The sequence below is a fragment of the Novipirellula rosea genome (genome assembly GCF_039541335.1).
GTDB lineage: Bacteria > Planctomycetota > Planctomycetia > Pirellulales > Pirellulaceae > Novipirellula > Novipirellula rosea.
Genome location: NZ_BAABGA010000114.1, coordinates 16,575 through 43,059, shown reverse-complemented (window position 1 = coordinate 43,059; position 26,485 = coordinate 16,575). Strand labels below are relative to the sequence as shown.

At 54.7% G+C, this 26,485-nt stretch carries 23 protein-coding genes and 1 tRNA gene; 9 read left to right on the top strand and 15 right to left on the bottom strand.

All coding sequences use genetic code 11. From position 1 onward, the window contains the following. Positions 1–60: 60 nt before the first annotated feature. The 4 genes from ABD971_RS32150 to ABD971_RS32135 form a co-directional block, all read right to left on the bottom strand. The gene (locus ABD971_RS32150; RefSeq protein ID WP_339945226.1) at positions 61–1,101 is read right to left on the bottom strand and encodes an NAD-dependent epimerase/dehydratase family protein; all 1,041 of its coding nucleotides are present in this window, start codon (positions 1,099–1,101) and stop codon (positions 61–63) included. Between the two features lie 199 nt (positions 1,102–1,300). Beyond that, positions 1,301–2,158, bottom strand: coding sequence for a hypothetical protein (locus ABD971_RS32145; RefSeq protein WP_339945228.1), 858 nt, complete (start codon positions 2,156–2,158; stop codon positions 1,301–1,303). A gap of 777 nt (positions 2,159–2,935) precedes the next feature. Further along, entirely contained in the window at positions 2,936–3,136 is a 201-nt protein-coding gene (locus ABD971_RS32140; RefSeq protein WP_345327800.1) for a hypothetical protein, read from the bottom strand. Between the two features lie 412 nt (positions 3,137–3,548). Further along, positions 3,549–4,793, bottom strand: coding sequence for a DUF1559 family PulG-like putative transporter (locus tag ABD971_RS32135; RefSeq protein ID WP_345327799.1), 1,245 nt, complete (start codon positions 4,791–4,793; stop codon positions 3,549–3,551). Positions 4,794–5,405: 612 nt separating this feature from the next. Here ABD971_RS32135 and ABD971_RS32130 point away from each other — a divergent pair. Beyond that, entirely contained in the window at positions 5,406–5,549 is a 144-nt protein-coding gene (locus tag ABD971_RS32130) for a hypothetical protein (RefSeq protein ID WP_345327798.1), read from the top strand. Between the two features lie 459 nt (positions 5,550–6,008). Here the strand turns inward: ABD971_RS32130 and ABD971_RS32125 are convergent, their stop codons facing one another. Next, the gene (locus ABD971_RS32125) at positions 6,009–7,169 is read right to left on the bottom strand and encodes an SGNH/GDSL hydrolase family protein (RefSeq protein WP_345327797.1); all 1,161 of its coding nucleotides are present in this window, start codon (positions 7,167–7,169) and stop codon (positions 6,009–6,011) included. 186 nt (positions 7,170–7,355) lie between these two features. On the opposite strand from ABD971_RS32125, the gene ABD971_RS32120 reads away from it, so the two are divergent. Further along, positions 7,356–10,346, top strand: coding sequence for a PVC-type heme-binding CxxCH protein (locus ABD971_RS32120; protein ID WP_345327796.1), 2,991 nt, complete (start codon positions 7,356–7,358; stop codon positions 10,344–10,346). Positions 10,347–10,659: 313 nt separating this feature from the next. On the opposite strand, the gene ABD971_RS32115 is transcribed toward ABD971_RS32120, so the two are convergent. The 3 genes from ABD971_RS32115 to ABD971_RS32105 are packed head-to-tail and all read right to left on the bottom strand — an operon-like array spanning position 10,660 to position 12,967. Next, positions 10,660–11,175, bottom strand: a complete 516-nt coding sequence (locus ABD971_RS32115; RefSeq protein WP_345327795.1) for a hypothetical protein — start codon at positions 11,173–11,175, stop codon at positions 10,660–10,662. After that, positions 11,168–11,716, bottom strand: a complete 549-nt coding sequence (locus ABD971_RS32110) for a response regulator (RefSeq protein ID WP_345327794.1) — start codon at positions 11,714–11,716, stop codon at positions 11,168–11,170. The genes ABD971_RS32115 and ABD971_RS32110 overlap by 8 nt, the downstream gene beginning before the upstream one ends. A gap of 30 nt (positions 11,717–11,746) precedes the next feature. Further along, complete coding sequence (locus ABD971_RS32105; RefSeq protein ID WP_339945239.1) at positions 11,747–12,967, bottom strand: response regulator; 1,221 nt, start codon at positions 12,965–12,967, stop codon at positions 11,747–11,749. Positions 12,968–13,305: 338 nt separating this feature from the next. Between ABD971_RS32105 and ABD971_RS32100 the strand changes: the two genes are divergently transcribed. Continuing rightward, a complete protein-coding gene (locus ABD971_RS32100) occupies positions 13,306–14,715 on the top strand; it encodes a PDZ domain-containing protein (protein ID WP_345327793.1) in 1,410 nt (469 codons plus the stop codon). A gap of 64 nt (positions 14,716–14,779) precedes the next feature. Here ABD971_RS32100 and ABD971_RS32095 read toward each other — a convergent pair whose 3' ends face one another. Both ABD971_RS32095 and ABD971_RS32090 read right to left on the bottom strand, forming a co-directional pair. After that, positions 14,780–15,343 (bottom strand): response regulator, encoded by a 564-nt coding sequence (locus ABD971_RS32095; protein ID WP_345327792.1) that lies wholly within the window; start codon positions 15,341–15,343, stop codon positions 14,780–14,782. Between the two features lie 121 nt (positions 15,344–15,464). Further along, the gene (locus ABD971_RS32090) at positions 15,465–16,184 is read right to left on the bottom strand and encodes a serine/threonine-protein kinase (RefSeq protein WP_345327791.1); all 720 of its coding nucleotides are present in this window, start codon (positions 16,182–16,184) and stop codon (positions 15,465–15,467) included. Positions 16,185–16,615: 431 nt separating this feature from the next. Between ABD971_RS32090 and ABD971_RS32085 the strand changes: the two genes are divergently transcribed. Next, positions 16,616–16,689 (top strand) — tRNA-Met (locus ABD971_RS32085). Between the two features lie 49 nt (positions 16,690–16,738). On the opposite strand, the gene ABD971_RS32080 is transcribed toward ABD971_RS32085, so the two are convergent. Continuing rightward, a complete protein-coding gene (locus tag ABD971_RS32080) occupies positions 16,739–17,179 on the bottom strand; it encodes a response regulator (protein ID WP_345327790.1) in 441 nt (146 codons plus the stop codon). A gap of 281 nt (positions 17,180–17,460) precedes the next feature. Here ABD971_RS32080 and ABD971_RS32075 point away from each other — a divergent pair, with 281 nt between their 5' ends. Together ABD971_RS32075 and ABD971_RS32070 are read left to right on the top strand one after the other, a co-directional pair. Continuing rightward, entirely contained in the window at positions 17,461–18,636 is a 1,176-nt protein-coding gene (locus tag ABD971_RS32075) for a hypothetical protein (RefSeq protein WP_339945275.1), read from the top strand. Between the two features lie 186 nt (positions 18,637–18,822). Further along, positions 18,823–19,296 (top strand): hypothetical protein, encoded by a 474-nt coding sequence (locus ABD971_RS32070; RefSeq protein WP_345327789.1) that lies wholly within the window; start codon positions 18,823–18,825, stop codon positions 19,294–19,296. On the opposite strand, the gene ABD971_RS32065 is transcribed toward ABD971_RS32070, so the two are convergent. The 4 genes from ABD971_RS32065 to ABD971_RS32050 all read right to left on the bottom strand — a co-directional run bounded on the left by ABD971_RS32065 (position 19,273) and on the right by ABD971_RS32050 (position 22,824). After that, complete coding sequence (locus ABD971_RS32065; protein WP_339945250.1) at positions 19,273–19,614, bottom strand: translation initiation factor; 342 nt, start codon at positions 19,612–19,614, stop codon at positions 19,273–19,275. The genes ABD971_RS32070 and ABD971_RS32065 overlap by 24 nt on opposite strands. A 313-nt stretch (positions 19,615–19,927) precedes the next feature. Beyond that, complete coding sequence (locus tag ABD971_RS32060) at positions 19,928–20,752, bottom strand: phosphatase PAP2 family protein (protein ID WP_345327788.1); 825 nt, start codon at positions 20,750–20,752, stop codon at positions 19,928–19,930. A gap of 329 nt (positions 20,753–21,081) precedes the next feature. Further along, positions 21,082–22,032, bottom strand: coding sequence for a ribose-phosphate diphosphokinase (locus tag ABD971_RS32055; protein WP_339945253.1), 951 nt, complete (start codon positions 22,030–22,032; stop codon positions 21,082–21,084). A gap of 6 nt (positions 22,033–22,038) precedes the next feature. After that, positions 22,039–22,824 carry a sugar phosphate nucleotidyltransferase gene (locus ABD971_RS32050; RefSeq protein ID WP_345327787.1) on the bottom strand — a complete coding sequence of 262 codons (786 nt, stop codon included), beginning with the start codon at positions 22,822–22,824 and terminating at the stop codon, positions 22,039–22,041. Positions 22,825–23,068: 244 nt separating this feature from the next. On the opposite strand from ABD971_RS32050, the gene ABD971_RS32045 reads away from it, so the two are divergent. From ABD971_RS32045 to ABD971_RS32035, 3 genes are all read left to right on the top strand, one after another. Then, positions 23,069–23,494, top strand: a complete 426-nt coding sequence (locus ABD971_RS32045; protein ID WP_345327786.1) for a DUF2752 domain-containing protein — start codon at positions 23,069–23,071, stop codon at positions 23,492–23,494. 83 nt (positions 23,495–23,577) lie between these two features. Then, entirely contained in the window at positions 23,578–24,468 is an 891-nt protein-coding gene (locus ABD971_RS32040) for a DUF58 domain-containing protein (protein WP_040769351.1), read from the top strand. Next, positions 24,465–26,468, top strand: a complete 2,004-nt coding sequence (locus ABD971_RS32035) for a vWA domain-containing protein (protein WP_345327785.1) — start codon at positions 24,465–24,467, stop codon at positions 26,466–26,468. The genes ABD971_RS32040 and ABD971_RS32035 overlap by 4 nt, the downstream gene beginning before the upstream one ends. Positions 26,469–26,485 lie beyond the last annotated feature (17 nt).

Here is a 26,485-nt window from a genome sequence, read left to right as displayed (position 1 = left end):
CGGTTCTATCGGTGCTGTGGAATTGCGGGACGGGTACTCGGGTGAACACTGAGTTGCGAGTCAATATTGGCCGTCGCGAACTTGAAACCCCGTCGGTTTGTTATGCGTGGGTTCACCGCGTGATATCCAATCCGCCGTCCACTGGATCACCTTTTGCACTGGCACCTCGGGATATCCGAAAATCTCGTGACAGCGTTGCCCATTGGTGAGCAGACAGGAGGATGACTCTGTGCCAACGAAACGCACTGGTTTGTCGAACAATTCTCCGAATGATTCTGCGATCCCGCGGACACTCAGCAGTTCGGGGCCAACAAGGTTCACCACAAAAGGCGGGCTGCTGACATTGGCCAGTGATGATAACGCCATCGCATTGGCGTCACCCTGCCAGATCACATTGCAATGCCCCATGGTGACATCGATCGGCTGCTCGGCAAGCACCATCTTGGCGATATCGACCAAGACGCCATAGCGAGGCTCCACCGCATAATTCAGCCGCAAAATCGACGTGGGCGTGCTGTTGGTTCTACTGAAATATTCAATCATCCGTTCGCGTCCCACGCAGCTCATGCTGTATTCGTCCGTTGGATTAAGTGGATCGGTTTCGACCGCACCACCGTGAACCAAATCGGACAGTCCATAGACGCAACCGGTCGAGTAGGCAACGACGCGGCTATCGCGATAACGCTGCATCACGGTTCCCGGCAAATAGCTATTCATCGCCCAAGTGAGCGACGGATTATCGGTCACTCCGAACTTGTGCCCCGCCAGGTAAAGGATGTTTTCTGCGTCCGGCAGTCCATTCAACTGATCCGCATCGAGCAAATCCGCCTGGACCGTTTCGACTCCAAATTCTTCCAGCCGCTTCCGGCTCGCAGAATCCGAGAAGCGAGAGACCGCAATGATACGTCGTGTCGTCTCGGCTTGATCCGAAGCCCGCTTGGCCATGCGGGCAAGCGACGGCCCGATTTTTCCACCGGCACCGAGCACGATGATATCGCCCGACAAATGCAACATCGTCGAGATCACCGCCTCCGTCGGACGGCTGATCAGTTCTTCGAGCTGGGTGATGTCGGTCGCGGGAACATGTTGCTTCGAACTCATCGCCGATTCCATCTCGTGTTTGCAAAAGTTTTTGAACGGCAAACAGGATAACCTATTGACCGATACAAATGCGTTTCCTCGACAAACGGCGTGATCGCGGAATGGCCACCCCCACAGCGGACAGGAAAGGCGAAGTGAACGCAGATCTTGCAATTTCAGTGGGACAGAACGCTTACAAGAACGACGGGTCCGATCGCTTTTATTCTGCTTGAAGCGGCCGCTCGTAATTGAAATGGGGCAACTGCGGATGCATAGCCGGATACTTTTCTGCGTGCCAAACTTGAGCACCGCCTAGAGTTGCCTCAAGTCCTCCGGATGTAGCACGAGAAAAGCCATATTCCCAGTGTTCTCCCTCTGAATCGCGTACGGCTTCGATCAACAGCAACGCTTCGGGGTCGGTACCCTGGGCAAAGGCAAAGACGCAACCGTCGAAGCTTCCCAGAGCCATACTCGAATCGGAGATTTCATAACGATAGAGTGGACGAGGCAACAAACGCAGTGTCTGGCGGTCTGAGTCATCCGGTTCCCACCCCGTCAAGGTGCAAACAAAACGGCGAGCGTAACTCTTCATTTCACTCAAGCGACGATTAGCCTCGGTGCTCGGAGAGGACACACCCGGCAGCCTGCGATAAGCGACGGCGATCTGCTTCGGTTCCCAACCAACCCGTTTTTCGTAGGATGCGGTATAGCTGGGTTGACGAGCCAATAAATCGAGTTCGTGGCAGACCTTACCATCCCATGCATAAACCTGAATGGCTGCCACGGGGCGTCCTTGATCCGTACACAACATGACCAAACCGGCGACAGCTTCATCTGGGTTTAGAATTCGCGTCGCATTAGTGTATCGAAGAATTGTTGAAACATTTAATTCACGCGAGGGAGCTGATTTGGAGCGAAACACGGGCCAGGTCTGCGAGGCAAGCAATTGTTTGGAAACAGAAGACGCCGTCGATGCCGAGTCATCCTGCGTGGTCCGCTGCGCGGCGGCAGGAACGCCAAAGAGAATTTGAAAAACAAGAAGAACCGAAAGCCAGAGCATCGCAAGCCAATTTCGCATTGAATCCTCTCTCCTTTGAGTATGAGCAGGTAAGCAGAAGAGCAAACAGCCGGGCCGTCGCCCTACAATTCATTGATTTTCTTGGCCCCAGCCCGTTGGGCTTGTCTAGGTAAACTTCTGGGGCATTGCCCCTAAACACAAAAGCGCAAAATCAAAACGAACGCGTCGGAGCGTGATGGCAATGGCTCAGCCGGCCCGCGACCGCACACGCGTGTTCGGCTCACCAAAACGACGGGGGCTAACAGACACAACGCCTTACACCTGCGACCAAAGGTCGGACGAGGCAGGGGCGTGTCCAAGTTTGCTGCTCGCAGTGGTTCGGGATCTCGGGCGAGGTTGGCAACCACTTCACGAATCTGGCGTAAACGGTCGTAGATAGCGTGGAGTGTAAGCGGCGGTTCGCTGATTTACTCGCCATTGGGAAGTCGTTTCGCGGCTCGGATCGATTCGGCTCATTCCGGAGCTCCTCAACGACTTGTTGATTTATTGAGCCGTGACGCGTCAGCGGCCGGGTCCCACGCGGTACCCGGTGCCTTACGGCCCACGGCTCACCATTGCAATTCGTATTTGGACTAAATCAACAAGCCGTCAAGCAGTTCTGCTAAGGGGCCTCAATGAAAGCGTAAGCAGCCTAGCGGTGGCGCGATCTATTGCGCCACCGCTGGCGTGCTAGACATTTCCAATGCAATTAAGTGGAGCAATACACCCCAGTTCGCCGACGACGGCACTCAAGACGCCGCGACTGCTCTGGATGCACTGGTCCGTAACCAACGCAAACTATCGATATCGGTCTTGATAGTTCTGCTCTTGTTGGTTGATTTGTTGTTCGTAGTCTTCGAGTTCTTGCTCGGTCATCGCCCCTTCGTTGGACTCGACAACGGTATTGCCCGACGAACCACAACCCGCGAACGAAACGATCACGAGAGTCAAAAGAAGTGCGACAGGAACTTGACGCAACAGGTTAGTCAATTGTTTCATGATGATTACCATACTGAAAAAAGAAGGGAAAGGTGGAAGGTATCCGAACAACCGATAGACCGCCGTCTGTTGAATGCAACCATAGGTGGACGTTACCATTCGACAGCGGACCACACAGATCCAGATCACGATGGACCGATCTCTTTTTTCGTATACCTTCTTTGAAAATGAAAGCACAAACCCGTTGCTTGGGTATGCACTCTACGCCACTTCACCGCACCGCTAGAAGCTTTGCTGGCGAAGCAGTGAAAGACACGGATCTGCAACGTTCGCACTGATGGATAACGCACGTTGCATCGAGTCATCGTGATCACCAGGATCGTGATCACGGCTAAAAAGGGCCGACAGTGCCCAACGGGCAAGCGTTTGAGCACTATCGGCAAAGGCTGTCAAAGAGAGCGTGTCAAACGGATTAGAAATCCATTTGCACGGTTTCTTTGCCGTTTCGCGTGCCGAGCGCTCCCCAAAGTCCATAGGGAGATTTTTCGCCAGGCCTGTTACTGGCCCAGATAACCTCGGCGTGTGAATTACCGGCTTCGATACTATCGGTAATGAATTTGACTGCCCCGTCTCCGAACACCACGTGGACGCCTCCTTGGTGGTTACTGCTAGGTGGAGCGAGCGCCCAAGCAGAATCGGAACGGTTTGGCATCACCATTTCGCGGTTCGGCGGCAGAATCGTATTGAAAGCCGTATAGACTGTCGCTGCGTCGGCCCAACGAAACCCTCGGCCATAACTTGAATGTAAGTTCTGGACGATCGTGTCAACACCTGATGCCCAGAACATAGGTCGGGCGGGGTCTTTCGCACCGGTGGTATCTGCCCAGCCGGGATCTTCACCCAATGGTCGAAACCCTGGTCCGACGGCCGCATCGGTAGAAACCCGCTTGGGGTCAACATGGGTAGCAATTTCACCCATGATGATCGTGTTACTCAAACCATCAGTAATATCGCGAAACTGCATCGGACCTCGTGAACGGCCTTCACCAAGCCCTCTAATCCCATTGACAGTCCAGCGGAAAACGAAGGCACCTCGCAGCGACTGATTGACATGATTGGCCCGACCGCCATCTTCATAGTAAAAGCCGTTGGATGCATTCAGGGGGCCGACATCGGCAAAGTGCATCCCATCGCCATAACAGCAGGCGTAGTTCGTGCGTCCCATCGCAGGCGCCCCTGTGCCAGGATCGCTAGGACAGCGGTAGGAGCCCACATTGGTCATCCATGGAGTGTAGTTTCTGTCCCATGCACGAGGCCCCATTGCGGGATAATTGATGGTTCCGTCACCATCGGAATCCATGGGGTTAGAAATCTGTTCCCACAGTGACTGCTGCTCAATGTAAGGCAAAATCGGAATCAACCAGCTAATCCGGCGTCCATTGCCCGCATTGCCATTCTGGGTCGTGCTACTGCCCGCAGTGTTATCCGTCCCGCCCCCATTCACAGGCATTCCGTTGAACGCACTGTGGTAGTTATGAATCGCCAACCCCAGCTGCTTCATATTGTTACTGCAACTCATACGACGTGCAGCTTCTCGAGCCGCTTGCACCGCAGGTAACAATAACCCGACCAATACACCAATAATCGCAATTACGACGAGCAGCTCAACGAGCGTAAAACCGCGTCGCCGCGCAGCTCTCTCAACCACTGAACTCATGATACAAATCTCCAACTGAGAACTAAAAAAAGAGAAAAGGTGAGTGAGAAGGAAGCATGACAAAAAACATCAAATTCACTCACAACAATCCATAGGTAACTTGACACTATCGCGGGATGCCAAGCCATTGTCAACAAACAACGGGGGGCAATCTCCCGTCAATTTAAGGATTTGTTCGGTAAAAATTGCAAGTGCACTTTAGCGACAACTGAAAACACCAGTTGGAAACGCTGCCTCGCAGCTTGCAGCTCGGGATGAACAACTCGACGCCCCTACTCTGATGAATCAAACGGCCAGTTGCGACAGTGAGAATTGATGCCGATTGAGAGGACAATTCGGTTTTGAGGGAAACAAAAAAGCGTGCCAAACACGACGATCACACTCGAGATATCTCCATTTTTTTCGTGAGCGGCACCCGACCGGTACCCTTGTCGCAGATTGTGATACTCTCGTTGCGCAGCCGGCAGTCTGATGCATCGGTTTGGCGATGCCCCCTGAGAAGAAACAGGGAGCGGGGAACTAAAACGGGCCTGTGGCTACTGCCATGGATCAGAGAAACCGCCGACTCACGGGCCCGTTATCTCTGCACTCTGGCCGAAGGAGCACGGCGGAATGAGCAATCCTTTACGCTGGGTCTCGCTGACGCATACCATGTGCCTGCATGCAAATTACGGCAGTGCTGGCGAATGGCACATTTATCAACGTCGCTTCAAAAGCTTCCCGATCCATAACGATCAACGCATTATGAACGTGTGACGGTATGTTAAGCGAATTGCTTTTTGGGCAAGCTACATCAGACGTGCCGAACAATTGGATTGGGGATCGTTTTCCCGATAGAGTGGTAAACCAGTCCCCGAATCAAAGCTCCTTTCCCCTTGCCGCCCCCTGGTTGCCGAAGCGGTCTCAGCGCCGCAACGATCCACTCAACGACAACGCACTGCAAAATGTCAACGAACTGCAAATGGTTCGCTGGAGTGACAAACGAGGCTCGCGCCATGGTCATGCCACTTCAATCGAGTCCATCGCCACGCGTCCAGACCCTGCGTCCACTCTATGCGGCCCCGGAAAACGCACTCCAACGAAGTTACGCGCTGAGCAGAAGATGTAAAATGCGTCCCGACACTTTTTCCTGCACCGACGCTTTTTCCTGCACTTCGAGAATCAAGGATTGGATAATCGGGAATGATTTCGACACGAACCATCTCGACCGTGCTGTTATTTCGTTTTTGCTGTAACAAAACCGGGATCGATCAACAGGGCGGAAAGGATTTGGGCGTAGACGCGGTGGCCAAAATCGTTGGGATGATTGACACCGTTGCCGGTCAGATCGGCATCCTTCTTCCGTTTGAAAAACTCATCCCAGACACTGGTCATATCCGCTAGCGCGACGCCGGGCTGGCGAAGTGCCGCTAGTTCGTCGCGATACTCGGGAAACACCTCATGCTTCAGTGTGACCCAGTCTCGGTTCCCCAGCATCGATGCGACCAGAATGAACTCAGCCTTGGGCAACTCGGCACGCGTGCTGGCAATCATGGTGGCCACGTTCTGGCCATAGTCCTTGGCAGTGCGGCCCGCAGAATCGTTCATGCCGAAGGCCAGGATCACGAGGTCCGGCTGATGTTCGGCGACCTTGTCGATCATCGTGATCCCCCAAGGAGTCGAGGTGCCTCCGACGGACAAGTTGTTCAACGTCACCTCGGTCTGGTAATGAGCACGCAGATGTTGCACCAACAGGTCTTGGTATGCCGGTTGATAGGGAGCCCCATTGCCCCAACCTGACGCATTGCAGCCGGTCGAAATGCTGTCGCCCAGCAACACGACCGAGAGCGGTTCGCGGTCATGAAGTTTTCTTAGCGTGCTGGGCAGGACGGCGGAATCAAACGTAGGCATCTGTATCGGCCAATCGTCACTCATCTTTTCATAGGTCACAAGCGTCTGCAATTGATGATACTCGAGCGTAGCGCCAAACAGGATTTCTCCGTTGCCGTCACGGTGCGTCAATCGATGCCGCTGAGAATTGGCGGGACGCCGCAGATCCGACGGAGTGCTTGTCACAATTCGCGATCCCACCGGAATGATCAACTCGCGAGATCCAGGTTCAAAGCGATAGTCGACTCCCGCTTCGTAGGTGATCTCGCCGGACGAACCTTGAACTGAAACGATCTCTTTGATCGGAAACAACACCTTACCAACGGCAACCTCGGTCGGGTTTTCGCGAAGGAATAGTACCGACTCGTCTTCGACGACACCGCTGTTCCAAAACGGTTTCAGCAACTCAGGCGCGTAACGCCATGACGCAGTCTCTTGCGCGTTGACCGCAGCGCCAATAAACATCGTCAAACCGACAAGGATTCCAAGCAGTAGGCCATGTCTCATGCGAAAAATTCCGATTCATAATTCAATGACATTGAGAAGCGTCATGTTTCCCGCGAATTCCAAAGAGAGCGGAAAACGACAGCGATTTCCCCAATTGTTCGCTATGGGGGAGGCAGGTAGCGAGAGCGGAGATACACTATAGACTTCTAGTTGTACTATAAACGCTTTAGGAATGTGGGCGAGAGTATGAAACGTCGTGGCGTGATCCGCAATTTTGTCTCGATAGCGTTCGTTTTTTGGTCGGGACTCACTTTCGCGAGCGAACCCACCGCCGCTCCGGTGCCCGCATCGTTGGCGGCACAGCAGATGACGCTTCCGCCCGGCTTCGAAGTCACGCTGTTTGCGGGGGAACCCGATGTCGTGCAACCGATCGCGATGACCTTCGATGCGCGAGGACGGATGTGGGTGGTGGAATGTTTGTCCTATCCCGGTTGGAGCACTGATGGCACCGGGAATGACCGCGTCGCGATTTACGAAGACACCGACGGCGACGGCGTGCACGACAAGCGGAGCGTGTTTCTTGACAATGGAGCCAATCTGACGGGAATCGAGCTGGGGTTTGGCGGCGTTTGGTTAACGGCCACTCCGAACCTGATTTTCGTTCCGGACCACGATGGCGATGATCGCCCCGACGGGCCTGCGGAAGTACTGTTAGATGGTTGGGATCTGAACGCGAAACACAACGTGTTTAACGGGTTGATTTGGGGCCCCGACGGCTGGCTGTACGGCTGCAACGGCATCTTATCGAACTCGAAGATCGGAGCCCCGGGAACGCCAGACGAGAAACGTACACGCATGAATTGTGGCGTGTGGCGATACCATCCAACTCGCAAAACGTTCGATGTTGTCGCCAGTGGCACCACGAATCCGTGGGGACTCGATTTCGACGATTTCGGCCAAGCTTTTATCACGAATTGTGTGATCAAGCATCTGTTTCACGTTGTTCCCGGCGCCCACTATGACCGAATGTTTGGCCAGGATTTGAATCCCTATGCCTACACGTTGCTGCCAAGCTGTGCTGACCATATCCACTGGGGCGGAGGTCACTGGACCGAATCGCGGTCCGGTGAAGCTCACGACGACGCTGGCGGTGGGCACGCTCACTCGGGTTGTGCGATCTATCTGGGAGACAATTTCCCAGCGGAATATCGCAACAACGTTTTCATGTGCAACATTCACGGCAGTCGGTTGAATCGAGACATTTTGGAGCGTGAAGGAGCTGGCTACGTAGCCCATCACGCACGCGATTTTGCACTCGCCAATGATCCCTGGTTTCGCGGGATCTCGGTCAAGTGTGGTCCCGATGGCGGATTGTACTTTACCGATTGGAGTGACACCGGCGAGTGCCATAACTACCAAGTGGTCGACCAATCCAATGGCCGCATTTATCGCGTGGTCTATGGAGAAGCAAAACGAAACCAACTTAATCTGGCGACCGCGTCGCATGCTGATCTGGTTGCCATGCAGTTTGACACGAATGAGTGGAATGTCCGCCAATCACGGCGAATTTTGCAAGAACGAGCGGCGGATCCCGAGGCGAGAAGCGAGATCGCAGGTCTGCTGACCGAGCTAAAACCAACAAACGACCAGCAAGCGGTCCGCCAATTGTGGGCGATGTACGCGGTCGGTGGAATGGATGCGATTTGTGCCTCAGGAATGGTTCGCAACGAATCACCCGAGTGGGTTCGTTTCTGGATGATCCAATTGGCTGCGGACGAAGCCACCGCGTGGTCGGCGGAATTACGCAACATGATCGCCGCTGAACTTGAAGAATCCACTCCACTGATCCGGCGTTCGCTCGCCTCGACATGCCAACGGCGAATCCGTCTCGGCCATTTCGACGAGGTGCGTGACATTCTGAAACAACTGATATCCAACCGAAACGACGCAGGGGACACCACGCTCGAAGCATTGAACTGGTACGCGATCGAACCGGTGGTGGCATCCCACCCTGAATTGGTGCTGCAGTGGATGCCGGAGATCACGATGCCGCTGGTTCGCAGCCATATCGCTCGGCGAATGATGGCACTGGACGATGGCTTTGACCGTCTGGCAACCTTGTGGCGCACCGCCGTTCCGGCCGATTGGCAATTGGATACATTAGCCGGAGCACTTCAGGCGTATGCGGGCGTCAAAAACATCACGATGCCCGAGGCTTGGCCCGAGACCTACACACGCTTACAAACGCATCCAAACGTTGAAGTACGGCACGCGGCAAAATTGCTAGGCACGATCTTTGGTGACGCGACCGCAATCGAGGACTTCCGCAATATCGCGAGCGACCCAAACCAGGATCCGAAACAACGATTGGATGCCCTGCAGGTCCTGTTGACTCGCAAGGCCGAGCGAATGGCTCCACTTCTGCAACGGCTGCTCGACGACGCGGACTTACGAACCGCCGCGATTCGCGGATTGGTATCGATTGGCGGCAAAGACGTTCCCAAGTTGCTGCTCACTCGTTATCCGAACGTCACTGCGGAACAACGACAAGAGATCATTCAAAGTCTGACGATGCGGCCAGAATATGCGTATCCGCTGTTGGAAGCGATCGACAAGGGCAGCATTCCACGAACGGATGTTTCGGCATTGATTGTCCGCCAATTGCAAGCGATCAATGACAAGGAACTCACCCGCCGGCTGAGCGAAGTCTGGGGCGAAGTCAGGCCTGTTTCGGAAACCAAACGCGAACTGATTGAACAGTACCGAGTCGAATTCAATCCCGAATCGTTGGCGGCGGCGGATCTCGTCAATGGCCGAAAGGTATATGCCAAGACGTGCGCATCGTGCCACAAACTGTTTGGCGAAGGAGGCGGTTTGGCACCCGAATTGACAGGATCTCAGCGAGCGAATCTGGACTATTTACTGGACAATATCCTCGACCCGAGTGCGATCGTTCCCGCGAACTATCGCGTCACGATGTTACTATTGGATGACGGCCGTATTCTGCAGGGTGTAATCGCCGAGGAAAACCAACTGCAATTGACGCTACGGACCGCGACCGATGAAGTCGTCGTCCCTCTGGAAAGTATCGAACAGCGAAAGGGATCGAGTTTGTCGATGATGCCCGAAGGAATGCTGGAGCACTTGACTGCGTCAGAGCGACGCGATTTGATTGCGTACCTGCAATCGCCGGCAGGGGTTGTGCTGCATAATTCCAATGGCCCGCTTGGGCAATAAACGCGTGGCAATTGTAGCGATGCGGCGCAAGCCTGGACTGCTAAGACTTTGGTGTTGACATCGGATATTGGGAGTGAGTTTTTCTTCCGGTCTATTCAGCAGTTACCTCTCCCCCGACGAAGTTGGTAGAGAGGTGACTGAAAAGTTGCGAAACAAAAAAGCACAACAAGCCCAAAGTTTTAGCGGTTTGCGCAAGCCGCACGGTTTGAATTAAACGTTTTACTCACTTCGCCCGGACGGTTTGCGGTGTGCCGCTGACAACGTCGACGTGCCGTCGGCTCACGGGGCGGCCACCACACAACAGAAAAACCGTTTATCGCTGTGGTGCGGCGATCCGCTCCCAACATTCGGCATCGTTTTGAAGTGCCACCAATTGCGATAGCCCCGGCTGGACGATTGACGCGATCTCTGCGGGAAAGTCTCCGGCAATGACTTCGAGATCTCCGGCGTCCTGCACGTTGAACCCTTGGGGAGCACGCAGGTACACCACCGGCGGATTCATCATCCACTGGACAAAGTGCTCGGCCAACCGTGGCGTGACACTTTCGTCGGCTTCGGGAAAGTTGCCATCGGCGATCAAGACAAAATGACTCGCCTTCATATGGCGTGCGAACAGACGATCGCACCCGCGCTGCAGCACTCCTGCGATACGGTGACGCAAAAACGAAATCTGCTCGTCAAACGGTTGTCCGAGATACGGATCCAAATTCCCTTCGTCACTGCGTAGTAACGGAATGGGATTGCCGGACAAGTCGAAAGTCGCCGCATGCCAACAACAGGCAGCTGTATCAATCAAAACGACCAAGGGTGCTAGTTGCCGATCACTCATCATCAACCTTTGCACGTTGCAGGGATTGACGAAGGTTCGTCGTTTGAGACTTGAAACGATCGAGCGTATCGTCGTCAAGTTTGGCGTCATCGACGGCGCCCGCGACGCTGTCGGCATCATCAAAATAGTCGCTTAAACTGTGCATCAGTTCCGCCTGGGCGTCGATGGCGTCGTGCCGCAGAGCCGCTTCTTTTAGCATTTCAAGCAAATCATCGGGATCCCATGGTTTGGTGATATAGCGGTACAATTCGCCTTGGTTGATCGCATCGACAACCGCTCGCGTGTCCGCATACCCGGTAAAGATAATTCGAATGGCTTCGGGGTGAGCATTCCGCACCTTCTGCATCAATTCGGATCCAGTCATCGACGGCATCCGCTGGTCCGTCATGATCACGTGCACAGGGTGCTCTTCCATGATCTGAAGCGCCTCCGTCCCACTGGTGGCCGTATGGACGGTGAAATCACGTCGCAACAGCCCCGTCAACGAGAAAAGTACATCGGGTTCATCATCGACAATCAAAATCGAGTGCGACTTAGCCATTCGTTGTTCCGCCTGCTTCTATGTATATCGTTAACCGGTACCTTGATTCACTCGAGGCAATTTAACTTGTACCGTCGTTCCCTGCCCCAACTCACTTTCGATGGCAATCGAGCCACCGTGGTCACGGACCACCGCGTAGCTAACCGCCATACCAAGCCCCGTTCCCGTGCCAACCGGTTTCGTTGTAAAGAACGGCTCGAAGACGGAGTTTTTGGTTTGCGCATCCATCCCGCATCCGTAATCTTGAACTTCGATACGAATCCAATCGGGATCGCTCGCCAAGCGAACTTTCACGACCGATCCCGCCTCACTCGCTTGGATCGCATTGAGCACAATATTGTAAATGACTTGATGGATTTTATCAGGTCGACACTGCACCGTGGCGTCCGAATCGAGTTGTGTTTGGACCTGAATCTGCTTTTCTTGGATCTGAAGATTCAGCACCTGCAGCGTCGATTCGATGGCGAGACGAAGTTCCAATTGGTCTTCCGACGCCTGATCCAACCTCGCAAAATCACGTAAATTCATGATGATATCGCGAACACGTGACAAACCTTCGGTCGAAGAGTGTAACAGCTGTGGCAAATGTTCTCTCAACCACCCAATGTCACAGTCCTCTTGCAGCCGTGACAGTTCTTCGAGCAGTGCCGTGGGCGCCCCTTGAATGAACGGGCGTATTTCTTCGTACTTGTCGACCAGTTGAACGATGTCACTGAGGTCGCGTCGAAGCACGGCAAGATTGTTAGTGACAAAGGCGATCGGATTGTTGATTTCGTGTGCCATTCCGGCGGCGAGATGACCAAGGCTGGCTAGTTTTTCGCTCTCGACCAACGCCGCCTGCGTCTCTCGCAATTGCCGATTCTGCTCCGCCAATTCCTGTTCCAGCCGGATGATCCGCTCCCCTTCGCGAAGCCGGACTCGCAACTCTTCTTGGTCGCAGGGTTTGACGAGAAAATCATCTGCCCCCGACTCCATCGCCGTTACCAAATCCTCTTTTTCAGACTTGGAGGTCAGCAAAATCAGGTAGCAGTACCCGGCATGTTTCGAGCTACGGATGCGACGGATCAGATCGAGACCGTCCATGTTTGGCATGATCCAATCGGTCAATACTAGCGAGAAGGATTGCTCTTGGAACAAATTCCACGCCTGTTCGCCGTCGACGGCCTCGACGACCGTGTAGTTCCATCGCCGCAGGTGACTGACCAACAGCATCCGGGACACCGAACTGTCTTCCGCAACGAGAACCTTCATGCTGAAAATGATCCAATCGACGAAACGCCGCCCACGAGCGATTCTGCCAAACCCGATTCCGCCAAACCCGATTCCAATTGTTCAATACGTCGATGCCTCCACATTATAGTTAATCCCAGAGCGGACGTTGGGATGCGCAAGTGGGAATCAACGAGCGAAAAAACGCGGCCAATGTGACGCTCAGCCGATCGGCGGGCTCGGAAACGCAGCGCCATCGCTTGCGAGTTGCAAGACGCATCGCTTGCGTTTCGGATTCCCATCATCAGGAACGTGATTTGCATGATCAAAATCATCGTTTGTTCTCGCCCACTCACTCTTCATTGACGGATTTCAAGACCATGAAAACCTACCAGAAATCAACACTCGCGTGGTTGATCGCCGGTGCAGTGACGGTGCCTCTAGCGGGCACGACTGCGTTTTCACAAGAGACCGCAGAAACACAGGAAAACGCCGCAGCAAATGCCACCGCCCCCGAAGCCTCCTCCGAAGCCTCCTCCGCGACCTCGTCGCAAGTCGATCCGGAAGAGCATATCGACCGCGATTCTCCCGCACTTGGCGTGCTTGTCGGATCATGCCCTGGCCAAGGCGTGTGCGTCCATGACATCGTCATGGGCAGTCCCGCCGAGCGAGTCGGGATCGAGCGAGGCGACTATATCCTGGCTATCAATGACAAAACCGTATCGACCCCGAAAGAGTTGAAACAGGTCATCGAGGGACTCAGCGCCGAAGACACCGTCAACGTCAGCGTGTGGCGTCGTGGTCAAAAAATGACCAAGCAGGTCGCCTTGGCTGCGGAAGCGAAGACGTTGCCCAACAGTCGTCAAGCGTGGCTGGGGGTAGCATTGTCGGACCGCGACAACGGTGAATCAGGCGTCGCAATCGAGCAAGTTCACCCGAATAGCCCGGCTCAAAAGGCCGGCCTCAGCCCCGGCGATGTGGTGATCCAAATCGACAACAACAAAGTCACTTCGATTGACGAATTTGTGGAAAAGGTTCGCGACCTTGAACCAGGTGCAAAAGTCAACTTGACGGTACAACGTGACGACGAAGAGCAGCAGATTGCAGTGACGCTTGGGCAGGTCGGCAACGCACCGTTGCGTTGGTTCCGCCGACCTTTCGGTGGTTCCGCAGGCCAGCCATTTGGTAGTCAGGCGTTTGATGGTCAACCGCTGGATCTGGGCATGCCGCCGCTGATGCATCAAGGTGCTCCCGACGTGATGGAAGAAATGATTGACGACATGCGCGCACAAATACGTTCGCTGCAGAAGGAGATGGACGAGCTAAAAAGTCAAGTGGCTCCCCAACCCCGTGGCGACCAGCGGAAAAACCGTGACCGCGACGCAAAGAACAATCCCGATGACAACTTGTCGAGCGATGATTTCAATCCTGCCGATTTTGTCCAGTTGGTGGTTCAGCGGGACGGCAGAGGGCAAGGCCGAGGTGACCACGGCGGCCATGACCACGGCGGCCATGACCACGGCGATCACGGCCGTGGAAACCAAGGCAACTTCCAACGCCCCTACAACCTGCCACACCTGAGCAACGATTGGACTGGCGAACGTTATCGCTATCAAGACAATCGTAGCTATCGCTACCGAGTGCCTTATCCCCCAGTGTATCGCTATCCATCGTATTATCCGTATCGCTACTACCAATACGGAGGTCGCCCCTATTACTACGGTGGCAATTATCCGTACGGATACCGAGGCGGTGTACAGATCGGCCCCAACTTTGGGATCTACTGGTAAGACGTTTATCGCCGACGCCGATTATGATTCGAATTCCGCCCGAGCTTGTCTCGGCGGAAGGCAGTTACAGCGGCTTCTTAAGCGTCAGCGGAATATAACGACTGACGACTTGCCGCATTTGATCACTTGCGATTGGCTTGGCTACGAATTCGTCCGCAGCGGGCTGCATCCGTTGACACCGGATATCATGCCCATCGGAGTCGTTGGAGGCGACGATCACGGGGATCGACCGCAAGGCGGTGTTGTCTTGCAACCACTGGACAAGATTCTGACCATCGCCGTACAGCGTGTGAGTATCGCTGATGATCAGGTCCGGTTTCTCAGTGACGATCCGCCAGGACGCCTGTTTGCCATTGAAGGCGGCTAGAAAATCGACGTCGTAGGGACGAAAGACACGTCGTTGCGACTCGACAAAATTCACATCGCAATCGACCACCATCAAACGCGGCGTTTTCGTTTTATCCGGATCAGCCGTTGCCAACGGAACCGGACTCAAAACAGCAAAAGATTGCCCCATCAAACCGAACCCCATATTGCGAGAAAATACCGACGCGGCATTCGCCACGTCAGCTGGATCCGCCGCTCCGAAATCGATTCGATCCTGACTTAGGAAACGCAAACGATTCATTCTCGGACCATTGCAAACATAGGTCACGCAACGCACGGGGGGAGCGAAATCGCCAGAATCATGGGGAAATCCACGCAGAAAATCCAAGCTGGCCCCTCCCCAATGTGGCCTTTTTAGATCATCACGGCCAATAGTGGCGACTCGCGGCAGCAACAACAACGACGGCCACGACCACCAAGGCCGCAGCCCAGTGCCGACGCGTGCCGGAGGTCTGCGAACGGGGAATTGGGCTCGACTCGGCCTCCGCCACCTGCGGTTCGCCGGAGTCCGAAAGTGCCTCGAACTGCTCAAACCCAAGCCGCCTTAGATCGGATCTCAGTTCCTCGGCCGAAGCATAACGCTGCGTCTCATCCCGAGAAACCAATCGTCTAAATATGGGATTCGCCACCCCTAAATCGGCGGCCCCGACCGCGGCTGGCGAACATCGGAGCGAATTTTCCAAAACGTTTTGGTCGGGAACGAACGCATCCGCCGCAATCCCTGGATCACTTTCCGGTGGGCGGGTTGCCGGCACGGCATCGCATCCGGTCAGCATGAAATGGAGCGTCCAGCCTAAACCGCGGAAGTCGTCAGCGATATCGACGTCCCGATGGGGGCCAAGCGATGCCGATGCAGCCCCGCCGATCTTGGCGACTCCGTCATCGGTCAAAACGATGTTGGACGGCCCAATCGCCCCATGAGCCTTGCCGCAGCGGTGCAATCGGCCCAACTCGACTGTGATTTGATCGACGACGATCATTGCATCCGCGATTGCCATGGTGCCCGCGTTGGAGATGCAATCACGCAAATTTTCTTGCCCTGCGTCGTTCGTGGAAACGGGCGGCGGACGATCGTTATTCATGCGTGATTCCTTCATTGAACCAGATCAGCGGCAAGGAAAGTCAGTCTATTTGTCATCGTGAGTCCACGCCGATGTAACCTTGATTTTGCTCAACCCGCTCGCGAAAAATCGCTCAAAAAACAGAACTCAGCGATCATGCCGTCGTCTCTATCATGCTTTCCACTGTCTCGAAAAGCGAGCCATCCCCCAGAGATCCTCATTTCCTGTCAAACCTGCCCTTTTCGAGGACGCCTCATCGCACTATAAAACTGCAAATCGGAAGTGAAGCTTTCCGGAAATTTTGGTGAGGAAGCAAGGATCCGTCGCGAACTAAACCATCTAGTCCGCATCACCCAAACTGGGGTGCGACAGCGCGATCCTAAATGAGAAAAAAGGTGTCACTACATCGGCTTTTTCAACCGAAGCAAATCCGGTACACTTTTCACCCACACGGCGATGTAGCTCAGTCGGTTAGAGCGGAGTCTTCATAAGGCTTAGGTCAGCGGTTCGAGTCCGCTCATCGCTATTTTTCTTGTTTTGCCCCCATCGCGTTCGCGAACTCTGTTGGGGCGAAATTATTTTGCCCGTTCCCGACGTGAACGAGCAACCAACTCGCGGACCGTTTTCCCCAGCTCGGAAACGGAAATCGGTTTTGTCATAAACCCATCCGCTCCGGCCGCCTTTGCGGCAGCCAATTCGGAATCGTTCCCGCTCATAATGGCGACAGGCACATCGCCATTAGGCCCATCGAGTTTGCGAATTCTGGCAAGCGCATCGATGCCGCTGATCCCTGGCATCTGCACGTCCATCAAGACAAAACGATACGGCGACTGTTGCAACATTGCGATCGCCTGTTCCCCGTCAGCCGCAAATTTTGCCGGGAACCCGATGATCTCCAACGCATGCAGAAGCGACTGTTGGACAAGTACATTGTCCTCGACCAGCAAACCAGGTTCCGCCGCATAAGCATCCACCGACGCAACTGTGGACTGCTCACATGAAGATTGAGACGTCATAACTTGGAAGCTCCTATCGTCCACAAAATGCAGGTCAATTACCGCGAGAGGGTACACCGCTACGCCCCCGGTCACCCTCTGAACAATTTTTGCGATTGGGCAAACTGTGCCGTATCGCACTTTAAAGTCTAGCAGACGCGATCGTGTCACGTGGTCGCATCGTGAGACTTCTTGAATCACCAGCAAACTCTTTGCCACCAGCGGTCGATAAGTGGTGGACACAACCTGTCCGTTCGCCCTCGATCGACGAGGGACGCCCTCAATTGATAATGGGAACGTTTATGCCATTCCTCGGCGGCAGCCTTGCATTCGAGAGATTCAGTGTCAGTGGTTTTGAAGTCGCAGAATTTGGCGACGAGCAAATCGAACTTCTTGCCCAAAACGTTGCTGGCAATAACCAAACCGCATCCGCAGAGAACGTTCATATCGGTTTTCTCGGGGGTGCCCACCTGTTTGACCAAGAGTTTGACGTCAGCAAGAACGTGCTCGACCAAGCAGTCCATTTCAGCGTCCGCATTGACACCAACCAAATCCCCTCGGCCATTCGCAAAGCGTGGCTGCAGATGGAATTATTGGCATTGGCGAAAGATAGTCCAAGCGGCGTGGTGTCCAAAGCGGGCCGCAAAGAAGCCAAAGAAGCGGTCGAACAGCGTTGCGAAGTCGAGGCGGCATCGGGCAAGTATCGCAAGATGCAACAATTCCCACTGCTGTGGGACCACACGCGAGAAACGCTCTATTTTGGTGGTTCCGCCGGCACCGCCAGCGGCAACTGCGCCGACTTGCTCGAACGCGTCTTTAACGTCGAACTGCGTCATATTAGTTCCGGTTCAATCGCGCAGGCGTGGGCGATCGAAAACGACTTGTATGCCGAAGTCGACGATCTCGTGCCTGCAAACTTTGTCCCAGCGGTCCCTCATGGCGACCTCGCCTGGACCAACCAACACTCCAAGGCCCCCGACTTTCTTGGCAACGAATTTTTGCTGTGGTTGTGGTGGACGCTCGAAAACGATTCCGACACATTCACGCTGCCCGATAATTCGGAAGTTACCGTGATGTTGACCAAGACACTCTCGCTGGAGTGCCCGCTGGGCGAATCCGGAAAAGAGACGATCTCGCACGAGAGTCCGATCAAACTGCCCGAAGCGATGCACGCGATTCGATCGGGAAAATTGCCTCGGAAATCGGGCATGACCGTGATTCGCGATGGCCAACAATTCGACCTCGTTCTGCAAGCCGAGACGTTTGGCATCAGCGGGGCGAAAATTCATGTCGACGAGGACGCCGATTTCGAAGTCGACGAGCGGATTGATGCCATCCGAACGCTCAGTGAAACGATCGACCTGATGTTCCATACGTTCTGTGCCCGACGTGTCAGCGACACATGGAACAAAGATTTGAAGGGCATCATCCACTGGCTCGAAAACGCCGGGACGAAGGCAGAACGCTCGGCCGCCTAAGCGATCCGAATCCGATTCGCTGCCCCCACCGGGACAAGCCCGGAGGCGGAAACGAAGACATCCTTCCGCCCGGGCTTTGCCCCAGGCGGAGGAAACAAATGGCAGCGACTACTGCTAAACTAAATGCCTTCTCATGCTAATGCTCCTGGGTTTCCGCTGCAGACACGAAACAAGTGACAGCTACCCGTGACTGAATCGCCGAATCCATACCAGCCTCCGCCCTCGGTCGACGAAGCTCCGCCGTCGTGGTGGCAGCGGATTCGCAAATTGTTTCAGCCCGGCACGGGGGCGCGTTACGAAGTCGGCTACGATGCGAGTCTGCTCGAATTCCTGCGTGGTCGGTGCCTCTTTTTTGAAGGCGTCGTCTTTTTTGTCGATCGAGAAGACCGCACGCTTCTGCATGCCGCTATCGCGCTGCGTGCCGACGAACCCGATCTAGTTGACCGCAACTGCGAAGAAGTGATCCGAGTTTTCGAGATCTTTTGCCGACATTATCCCGACATCGAAAAAGGGGTCACGGGACGTCAGTTGTGCGTTCGTTTCTTGCGTCAGTACACCGATTTTGACGACGAGGTCCGCGAACGAAAGATCATCGGTACGATTCCGCTGCCGCGTGCAGCTCAAATCGTCGACGATTTAGCGGACCCGGTAGCCGATTGACTTGAGTTTCTCTTGAACGCGGGCGAGATGATCGCCTTGGATTTCAATCTGATTCTCTTGCAGCGACCCGCCAGCACCGATTGCCGATTTCAGATCGGACAATAATTTTGGCAGATCGGTCTCTTCGGGCTTCAAGTCTTTGACGATCGTCATCACACGTTTGTTTTTACGTCGTTCGGTGAACACCTTTGCCGTCTGCTTTTCCGCTGGCAAATACTCATGCGCGGGCGGCGGGCACTTGCACGCCTCTTCGAGTTCACCACAACGATCACACGTGGGCGGGATATCAAACGGAGTGCCTGCGAATAGTCGTGTCATTGTTACAAGAAAAGGTTTTGATTGAGGCAGTAGAGGAGAGTGCGGCGCGGGTTGTTGACTTAGTGAGCCGTGACGCGTAAGCGGCCGGGTTCCGTGCATTACCCGTTGCCTGCAGCCCGCGGCTCACCACTTCGATTTAATCAGCAGACGGCTAGTTCGGTTCCCGCGTTCAACTAGGCCTATCGCCCAATCGCAACTCTGTGAAACATTTCGTAGCGGAATTCACGCGAGAGTTTCGGATCATCCGACAAATGCAACGAAAGTCTTGACGACTTGCGCTACTGACGCAGCTTTCGCGGAGCGAAAGGCGACTTTAAGCTGCAAAGCGACCTTTGTCTTCGTCACTTTTAGCCTCATCGACTCGCGTCGCTTCGTCAATGCGGGGCAGCTTTTCTTCGAACAACGGTCGCTTCGGGCGTCGTTCGGATTCCATTCGATCAAACAGACTGCCGAGCAATTTTGGGTGAAAGCAAACGTAGCCCCAAATCAAACCGAACGATGCTCCGCCAAACACGTCGCTGATGAAGTGGGCTCCAGAGTACATTCGCTGCAGCATCGTGCCGAGCAACATCATTGCGAACACCCACCGGCCTCGCGGTAAGACCGCCGCCAGCCCGATCGCGAACGCGGCTGCGACCGCCATGTTCGAACTGGGAAAGGCTCGTGTGCCGGCGTCAAACGTTGCGACTTGATCCAACGACCAATCGAACACCCAGTGCCACGCTTTGTCATAGGTCGCGATGTCGAGATTGATGCGACTGGGACGTTCTCGCAAGACAAACATTTTTGCGATTGTCGACACCGCTCCGGCACCCATCGCAAGCACGGCAAGTCGCGGGACATAGCGGCGGCGACGCGGTGCCATCAGCAAAATGCAAAGCAGAATCAAAAACACGCCGGTTGCATGCGAAAAATAGCCGGTCAATTCAAAGACGCTGGCAATCTCTTTCGAGGGCCGATTGATCGCCAGCCAACGGCCAACGGGAACGTCGATCAACGTCAACATGGGAACGATCAACAACGAGATGCCCGACATCCACATCAAACTGGTGGTGCGGAACGGAGCGAGCTCGTCTGCGTCGGCGCCGCCAAACATCGACAACTTGGATCGAGATTTCGCGTAGTCACGATGGGACATTAGTACCACTTTCGATGTGAAACATGATCCGTGCAACACGAGGGGGGGCTCTCGCTACGCCGGAAAGAACATCAAGAGGGACCGTAGCTAATTTCGCTCGGCTCGCGAAAGAGCAGCCGCGTGAGAATTCTTAGCGAATTAGGGCAGATAGCAAAGCGTTTTACGGTGTTTTCTTCACAAAACGCTAACCATGGACTGCAAAACGAAGGTGTTTTTTCGAGTCGTCGCCATTGCTTGCGCAAACACCCAAAAAATTTCCGTCGGACCTGAAACGCTCGTTCCCAGGCAGAGCCGGGGAACCAGAAAGCCGGACTTGAAACGCGGCGCCTCTAGCGTTCGCGGAACAGTTCGCTGATCGATTGGTCGTGGTGGATCCGCTTGATGGCTTCGGCCAACAGCGGGGCGACGCTCAATTGAACCATGTTGGGCAATTGCTTTTCCGCTGGCAACGGGATCGAATCGGTCACGATGATCGAATCGATCGGAGCTTCGCGAAGCCGCTCGATCGCCGGTCCACACAAAATGCCGTGCGTACAAGCAATATGGATCTCTTTGGCACCTGCTTGGTGAACCAAGCGGGCGGCACCGCAGATCGACCCTGCGGTGCTGATCATGTCGTCGAACAACAGAGCGACTTTGCCTTCGACCGGGCCACCGATGATCGTACTTTGGCGAACCTCGGTCGCACTGGTCCGTCGTTTGTCGACGATCGCTAGCGCGCCGCCGAGTCGTTTGCCGTGTCCGACGGCCCGTTTGATGCTGCCCTCATCGGGGCTGACCACGACGATCTCTTCGTCTTTCAACCCGCGAGCGAGAAAGTGGTCGTTCAAAACGGGCGCGGCGTACAAGTGATCGACCGGCACGTCAAAGAAACCTTGGATCTGAGCCGCATGCAAATCCATCGTCAGCACACGATCCGCGCCGGCTCGCGCGATCACGTTGGCGACCAATTTTGCGGTGATCGGCACTCGGCCTTCGTCTTTGCGGTCTTGCCGAGCATAGCCAAAATAGGGGATCACGGCGGTGATCCGTTCCGCGCTGGCTCGTTTACAGCAATCGATCATCACCAACAACTCGAACAAGTTGTCGTTGACCGGTGGCGACGTCGGTTGGACCAAAAACACGTCACGACCGCGGACGTCTTCATCGAGTTTGCAGTAGTTTTCGCCGTCAGGAAATTTGCCCAGCGTAATTTTCGCTGGTTCAAGATGCAGATGCTTGCAGATCTTGGTGGTGAGATCGAGATTGGCTCGGCCGCTGAAGATTTTCAATTCACGCATGTCAGCTTATGCATACCCCATCGATCGCATCGTTTCGTCGACTAGTTTCAACTCATCTGTATTATTGATCGAAAGCGATTCGCAAGGCTTCAGCACTGCGATCGCTTCGACAGGCCGCCCGGCTTCGCGAAGCAACTTGGCGGTATCGGTTAGATAGTACTCGCCTTGGGCGTTGTCATTACTTAATTTTGACAATGCGTCCAACAGGTCCGGGGTGTTGAACAGGTAAGTACTCATGTTGACTTCGGTGATCTTACGCTGTTCTTCGCTGGCGTCTTTATGTTCGACGATACCGATGAACTCGCCTGCGGCGTCACGCACGATCCGTCCCAAACCTTCGGGATTTTCTTTTTCGAGCGTTCCGAGCAACAAGGCGGGCTTGGTTTCGCGGAAATGATCGAGGCATTTTTTTAAGCTGGTCGATTGAATCAGTGGCGAATCGCCTGCAACAACGATCGTCGGCCCCGTCTGCTTTTCGAGTGCGGGGCGACAGATTTGGACCGCGTGACCGGTGCCGAGTTGTTCGTTTTGGTAGGCAAATTCGATATTGCCACCGCGGCTGGAAAGCTCTTTTTTGACCGCGTCCGCTTCGTAGCCAACGACGATGATTTGTCGCTTGATACCCGCGTTTTCCAATGCATCGAGCACAAAGTGGATCATCGCGCGGTCGACCACCGGACAGAGCACTTTGGGCAGGTCACTCTTCATTCGAGTTCCCTTGCCCGCGGCTAACACGATGGCACAGGGCTCATCAAAAGCGTCGTTCGCGTGAGCGTTTGTCGATTCAGACATGGGTAAATAGGAGTTTTTAGATGGGTTTGAAGGAGATTTCGATAGCTGAAGCTACTGCCCCACCGCGGGGTCGCGAAAATGCAAAATGCCGTTTCCGACCCGCCGCCGGCACACATGGTCGCAAGTCGTCGCGAATCAAACAAGCCGGTTGAGAAATGTTCGTGGTCGATCCCAGGTCACGATGCCCGTTGGACGGCCACACCACCGCGGTTTTCTAGAAATTTCTGGTAAACTGAGGGCCGAAATGAACGAAAATCAAAAATCCAAGCCGTTATTGCTGATCGCGATCGTCGCGACGCTGGTGGTCTGTGCCGCCACCGGAATCATGTTGCTGCAAACGATCCAGCCCGAAAACAGTTCCTGGTTCCCCAAGTGCCAATTTTACCAGGCCACGGGGATTCATTGCCCGGGCTGCGGTGCAACGCGAGCGGTATTGGCACTGCTGCATGGCGACGTGCTGCTAGCGCTGCGGAACAATGCGCTGCTGATTCTCGGCGGTCCGCTGTTGGTGATTTACATTGTCCGCCAAAACCGACGTCCGAATTTCGATCCTCGATCCACCCTGCGGGTCGTGTTGATCATGGTGACCGTGTTTGTCCTCTTTTTCGCCGCCAGAAATATCCCCTCCCCCAAAAGTAGCCCGTTCGCGCCGGTGCCAACAGCAAAGTAGATGGCAGCCGGTCACCGCCCCCAGATCACTTCGTGTATAAATAGGAACACAAAATCGCTCTTCACCGCTCACGATGAACATTCATGCCAGCGACTGCAACGGATCCACTGCTCAGCCCTGAATTGCTTGGGCGACTCGAACGTTTGGAACTTGTCTCACGCAAAGTCTTTCGTGGACGGATGAAAGGCGAACGCCGCAGCCGACGCAAAGGGGAAAGCGTCGAGTTCGCCGATTTTCGTCACTACGTCGCCGGCGACGATTTGCGACTGATCGATTGGAACCTGTACGCGCGGCTGGACCAATTGTTTTTGAAGTTGTTTCTCGAGGAAGAAGACCTGCACTTCTTTTCGTTGATTGACGCCAGCGAATCGATGAACTTTGGCGATCCCACCAAACTTCGCGTCGCGAAACAGATGGCGGCCGCGCTCGGTTACGTCGGCTTGTGTCGCGCGGACCGCGTCAGCGTGTCGGTGCTTGGTCCCGAAGGCCGGCGGGCGCCGGTGCTCCGCGGGCGAGCAAGTTTATGGAAAATGTTGGCGTATCTCGATTCAGTGCAAAGTGGTCACAACGTTTCACTGCACGATGGCGTGAAAGAGTTTGCTTTGCGGGCGACCGGCACCGGGGTCGCGGTGCTGTTAACCGATTTGATGGACAAAGAGGGTTACGAATCGGCGCTGCGAATGTTGATCGGACGACGGATGGATGTGTTTGTAATGCACATTCTGTCGCCCGAAGAAATCGATCCGCCGCTGCGAGGCGACCGCAAATTGATCGATGTCGAAGACCGTGACGAAGCCGAGATCACAATCAACGCTCATGTGCTGAACAAATACAAAGAGACCGTTCAAGCGTTCATGAATTCCGCAAAACATTTTTGTTCGAAACGATCGATCATTTACATTCCCGTTCGCACCGACACACCGGTCGAGACGATTGTGACTCGCTATCTTCGTGAGCGTGGGGTGGTGCGATGAGTTGGATTTCCACCCTAACGCCGCTGCACTGGGCCCTGTTTTCGCTGATCCCGATCGGCATCATCCTGCTGTATTTCTTAAAACTCCGGCGTGAAGCGGTCGAGGTTCCGAGCACGTTTTTGTGGAAAAAGACGATCGAGGACCTGCACGTCAATAGTTTGCTGCAACGACTTCGCCGCAGCATTTTGCTGTTTTTACAATTGCTGATCGTCGCACTTGCGGCATTTGCGATGTTGCGTCCCGGCGTTCGCGGCGAGACATCGAGCCAGGGCCGTTTGGTGTTTTTGATCGATACTTCGGCCAGCATGCAGACGACCGACGTCGATGATGACGCCAATCGTTTTGAACGGGCTAAACGATTGGTATCCGAGCGGATCGAGGCGATGTCCGACAGCGAAACGGCAATGTTGGTTTCGTTTAGTGATCGCGCCGAGGTTCTGCAATCGTTCACGTCGGATCGCAACCGATTACGTGACGCGCTATCGCGTGCCGAGGTGACCAACCGTCCGACCGATGTGCTCGGCGCGCTGAAGGCGGCCGACGGACTGGCGAACCCGCGACGGACCAGCGAAGCAGGCGATGTGAACGATGTGCAAGTCGCCGACGCGATGCCTGCCGATTTGCTGCTGTACAGCGACGGAGGCTTCCAAACGGTAACCGAGTTTGACCTCGGAAATTTAACGCCTACCTACATCCCAATCGGCTCGGGCGACGTGACCAATTTGGCGATCACCGCGTTTTCTGCAGAACGAAATATCGAAAAACCTGAACAGGTTCAGATCTTTGCCACCGTTTTAAATCTAGGCACAGGACAAGCATCGGCGACCGCGACGTTAACCCTAGACGACGAACTGTTAGACGCGTCGAGTGTCGATTTGCCGGTCGGCGAACAAGCGGGTTTGTCGTTTTCGATCGAAAGCGAAGAAGCGATCTCGTTGAAACTGGCGTTGGACATCAAAGACGACCTGGCGATTGATAACGTCGCTTATGCAGCGTTGACGCCGATGCGAAACGTCTCGGTGTTGGTGGTCACGCCGGGGAACACGCCTCTGGAAATGGCGCTGTCGACATCGAAGGCGGGCAAAATTTGCCAATCCGAATTTGTGCCACCCGAATTCATGGCCACCGATTCCTACAAACAGCGGTCCGAGGCGGGCAACGATGACTTGATCATCTACGATCGCTGTTCGCCTGAAACGATGCCGCGAACTAACACCTTTTTCATTGGCGCGCTTCCGAGCAACAAAGTTTCCAACACCGATGGCACCTCTAATGATGCATGGAAATGGAAAAGTGAACCGTCCGGTGTGGCACTGATCGACATGGACCGCACACATCCCTTGATGCGGTACTTGGAATTGTTTTCGCTGTTGATCTTCCAAGGACGCTCGGTCGAGGGCCCCGCGGGCAGCACCGAGTTACTCGGCGCCGACATCGGCCCGATGCTGACGATCGCGCCGCGTGATGGTTACCAAGATCTGGTGTTAGGGTTTGAGTTGATCAGCAGCGACGCTGACGGTGCAACGCAAACGAACACCAATTGGTATGCCGAACGCTCGTGGCCTGTGTTTATCTTGAATGTGCTGCGTTATTTAGCGGGAGCCGCCGAAGTCAGTGGAGCTCCCTCGTACACGCCCGGCGATACGGTGCGGTTGCGAGTCGAAAGTGCAATCAGCAATGTCGACGTACAACGTTTGGGCGACAAAACGACATCGATTCCGGTTGGCCCGTCGGGCGTCACTGAGATCGTCGAGACTGATTCGCCCGGTAATTACCGTGTAAAATCGGGCGAGCGTATCGTCGACATGTTTTCGATCAACTTGTTTAACCGCAGCGAGAGTACGATCGCGGCGACCGAAAGCATCGAACTGGGTTACGAATCGGTCGAAGGCAAAGTCGCCGGAGTCGAAAAACGCCAAGAGTATTGGCGGTGGCTACTGCTCGGCATGTTAGCGATCCTGGCAACCGAATGGTGGGTGTTCGGACGCCGAGTCGGATAGTTTGCCGCCTATTTTCG

Bases quoted from the DNA above. Each gene is read 5' to 3' on its own strand.
- ABD971_RS32125 (WP_345327797.1), bottom strand. From the start codon at position 7,169: ATGAGACATGGCCTACTGCTTGGAATCCTTGTCGGTTTGACGATGTTT.
- ABD971_RS32065 (WP_339945250.1), bottom strand. From the start codon at position 19,614: ATGACACGACTATTCGCAGGCACTCCGTTTGATATCCCGCCCACGTGT.
- ABD971_RS32130 (WP_345327798.1), top strand. From the start codon at position 5,406: ATGAGCAATCCTTTACGCTGGGTCTCGCTGACGCATACCATGTGCCTG.
- ABD971_RS32100 (WP_345327793.1), top strand. From the start codon at position 13,306: ATGAAAACCTACCAGAAATCAACACTCGCGTGGTTGATCGCCGGTGCA.
- ABD971_RS32055 (WP_339945253.1), bottom strand. From the start codon at position 22,032: ATGCGTGAATTGAAAATCTTCAGCGGCCGAGCCAATCTCGATCTCACC.
- ABD971_RS32095 (WP_345327792.1), bottom strand. From the start codon at position 15,343: ATGAATCGTTTGCGTTTCCTAAGTCAGGATCGAATCGATTTCGGAGCG.
- ABD971_RS32140 (WP_345327800.1), bottom strand. From the start codon at position 3,136: ATGAAACAATTGACTAACCTGTTGCGTCAAGTTCCTGTCGCACTTCTT.
- ABD971_RS32075 (WP_339945275.1), top strand. From the start codon at position 17,461: ATGCCATTCCTCGGCGGCAGCCTTGCATTCGAGAGATTCAGTGTCAGT.
- ABD971_RS32150 (WP_339945226.1), bottom strand. From the start codon at position 1,101: ATGAGTTCGAAGCAACATGTTCCCGCGACCGACATCACCCAGCTCGAA.
- ABD971_RS32120 (WP_345327796.1), top strand. From the start codon at position 7,356: ATGAAACGTCGTGGCGTGATCCGCAATTTTGTCTCGATAGCGTTCGTT.
- ABD971_RS32135 (WP_345327799.1), bottom strand. From the start codon at position 4,793: ATGAGTTCAGTGGTTGAGAGAGCTGCGCGGCGACGCGGTTTTACGCTC.
- ABD971_RS32045 (WP_345327786.1), top strand. From the start codon at position 23,069: ATGAACGAAAATCAAAAATCCAAGCCGTTATTGCTGATCGCGATCGTC.
- ABD971_RS32115 (WP_345327795.1), bottom strand. From the start codon at position 11,175: ATGAGTGATCGGCAACTAGCACCCTTGGTCGTTTTGATTGATACAGCT.
- ABD971_RS32080 (WP_345327790.1), bottom strand. From the start codon at position 17,179: ATGACGTCTCAATCTTCATGTGAGCAGTCCACAGTTGCGTCGGTGGAT.
- ABD971_RS32145 (WP_339945228.1), bottom strand. From the start codon at position 2,158: ATGCGAAATTGGCTTGCGATGCTCTGGCTTTCGGTTCTTCTTGTTTTT.
- ABD971_RS32060 (WP_345327788.1), bottom strand. From the start codon at position 20,752: ATGTCCCATCGTGACTACGCGAAATCTCGATCCAAGTTGTCGATGTTT.
- ABD971_RS32050 (WP_345327787.1), bottom strand. From the start codon at position 22,824: ATGTCTGAATCGACAAACGCTCACGCGAACGACGCTTTTGATGAGCCC.
- ABD971_RS32040 (WP_040769351.1), top strand. From the start codon at position 23,578: ATGCCAGCGACTGCAACGGATCCACTGCTCAGCCCTGAATTGCTTGGG.
- ABD971_RS32090 (WP_345327791.1), bottom strand. From the start codon at position 16,184: ATGAATAACGATCGTCCGCCGCCCGTTTCCACGAACGACGCAGGGCAA.
- ABD971_RS32035 (WP_345327785.1), top strand. From the start codon at position 24,465: ATGAGTTGGATTTCCACCCTAACGCCGCTGCACTGGGCCCTGTTTTCG.
- ABD971_RS32105 (WP_339945239.1), bottom strand. From the start codon at position 12,967: ATGAAGGTTCTCGTTGCGGAAGACAGTTCGGTGTCCCGGATGCTGTTG.
- ABD971_RS32110 (WP_345327794.1), bottom strand. From the start codon at position 11,716: ATGGCTAAGTCGCACTCGATTTTGATTGTCGATGATGAACCCGATGTA.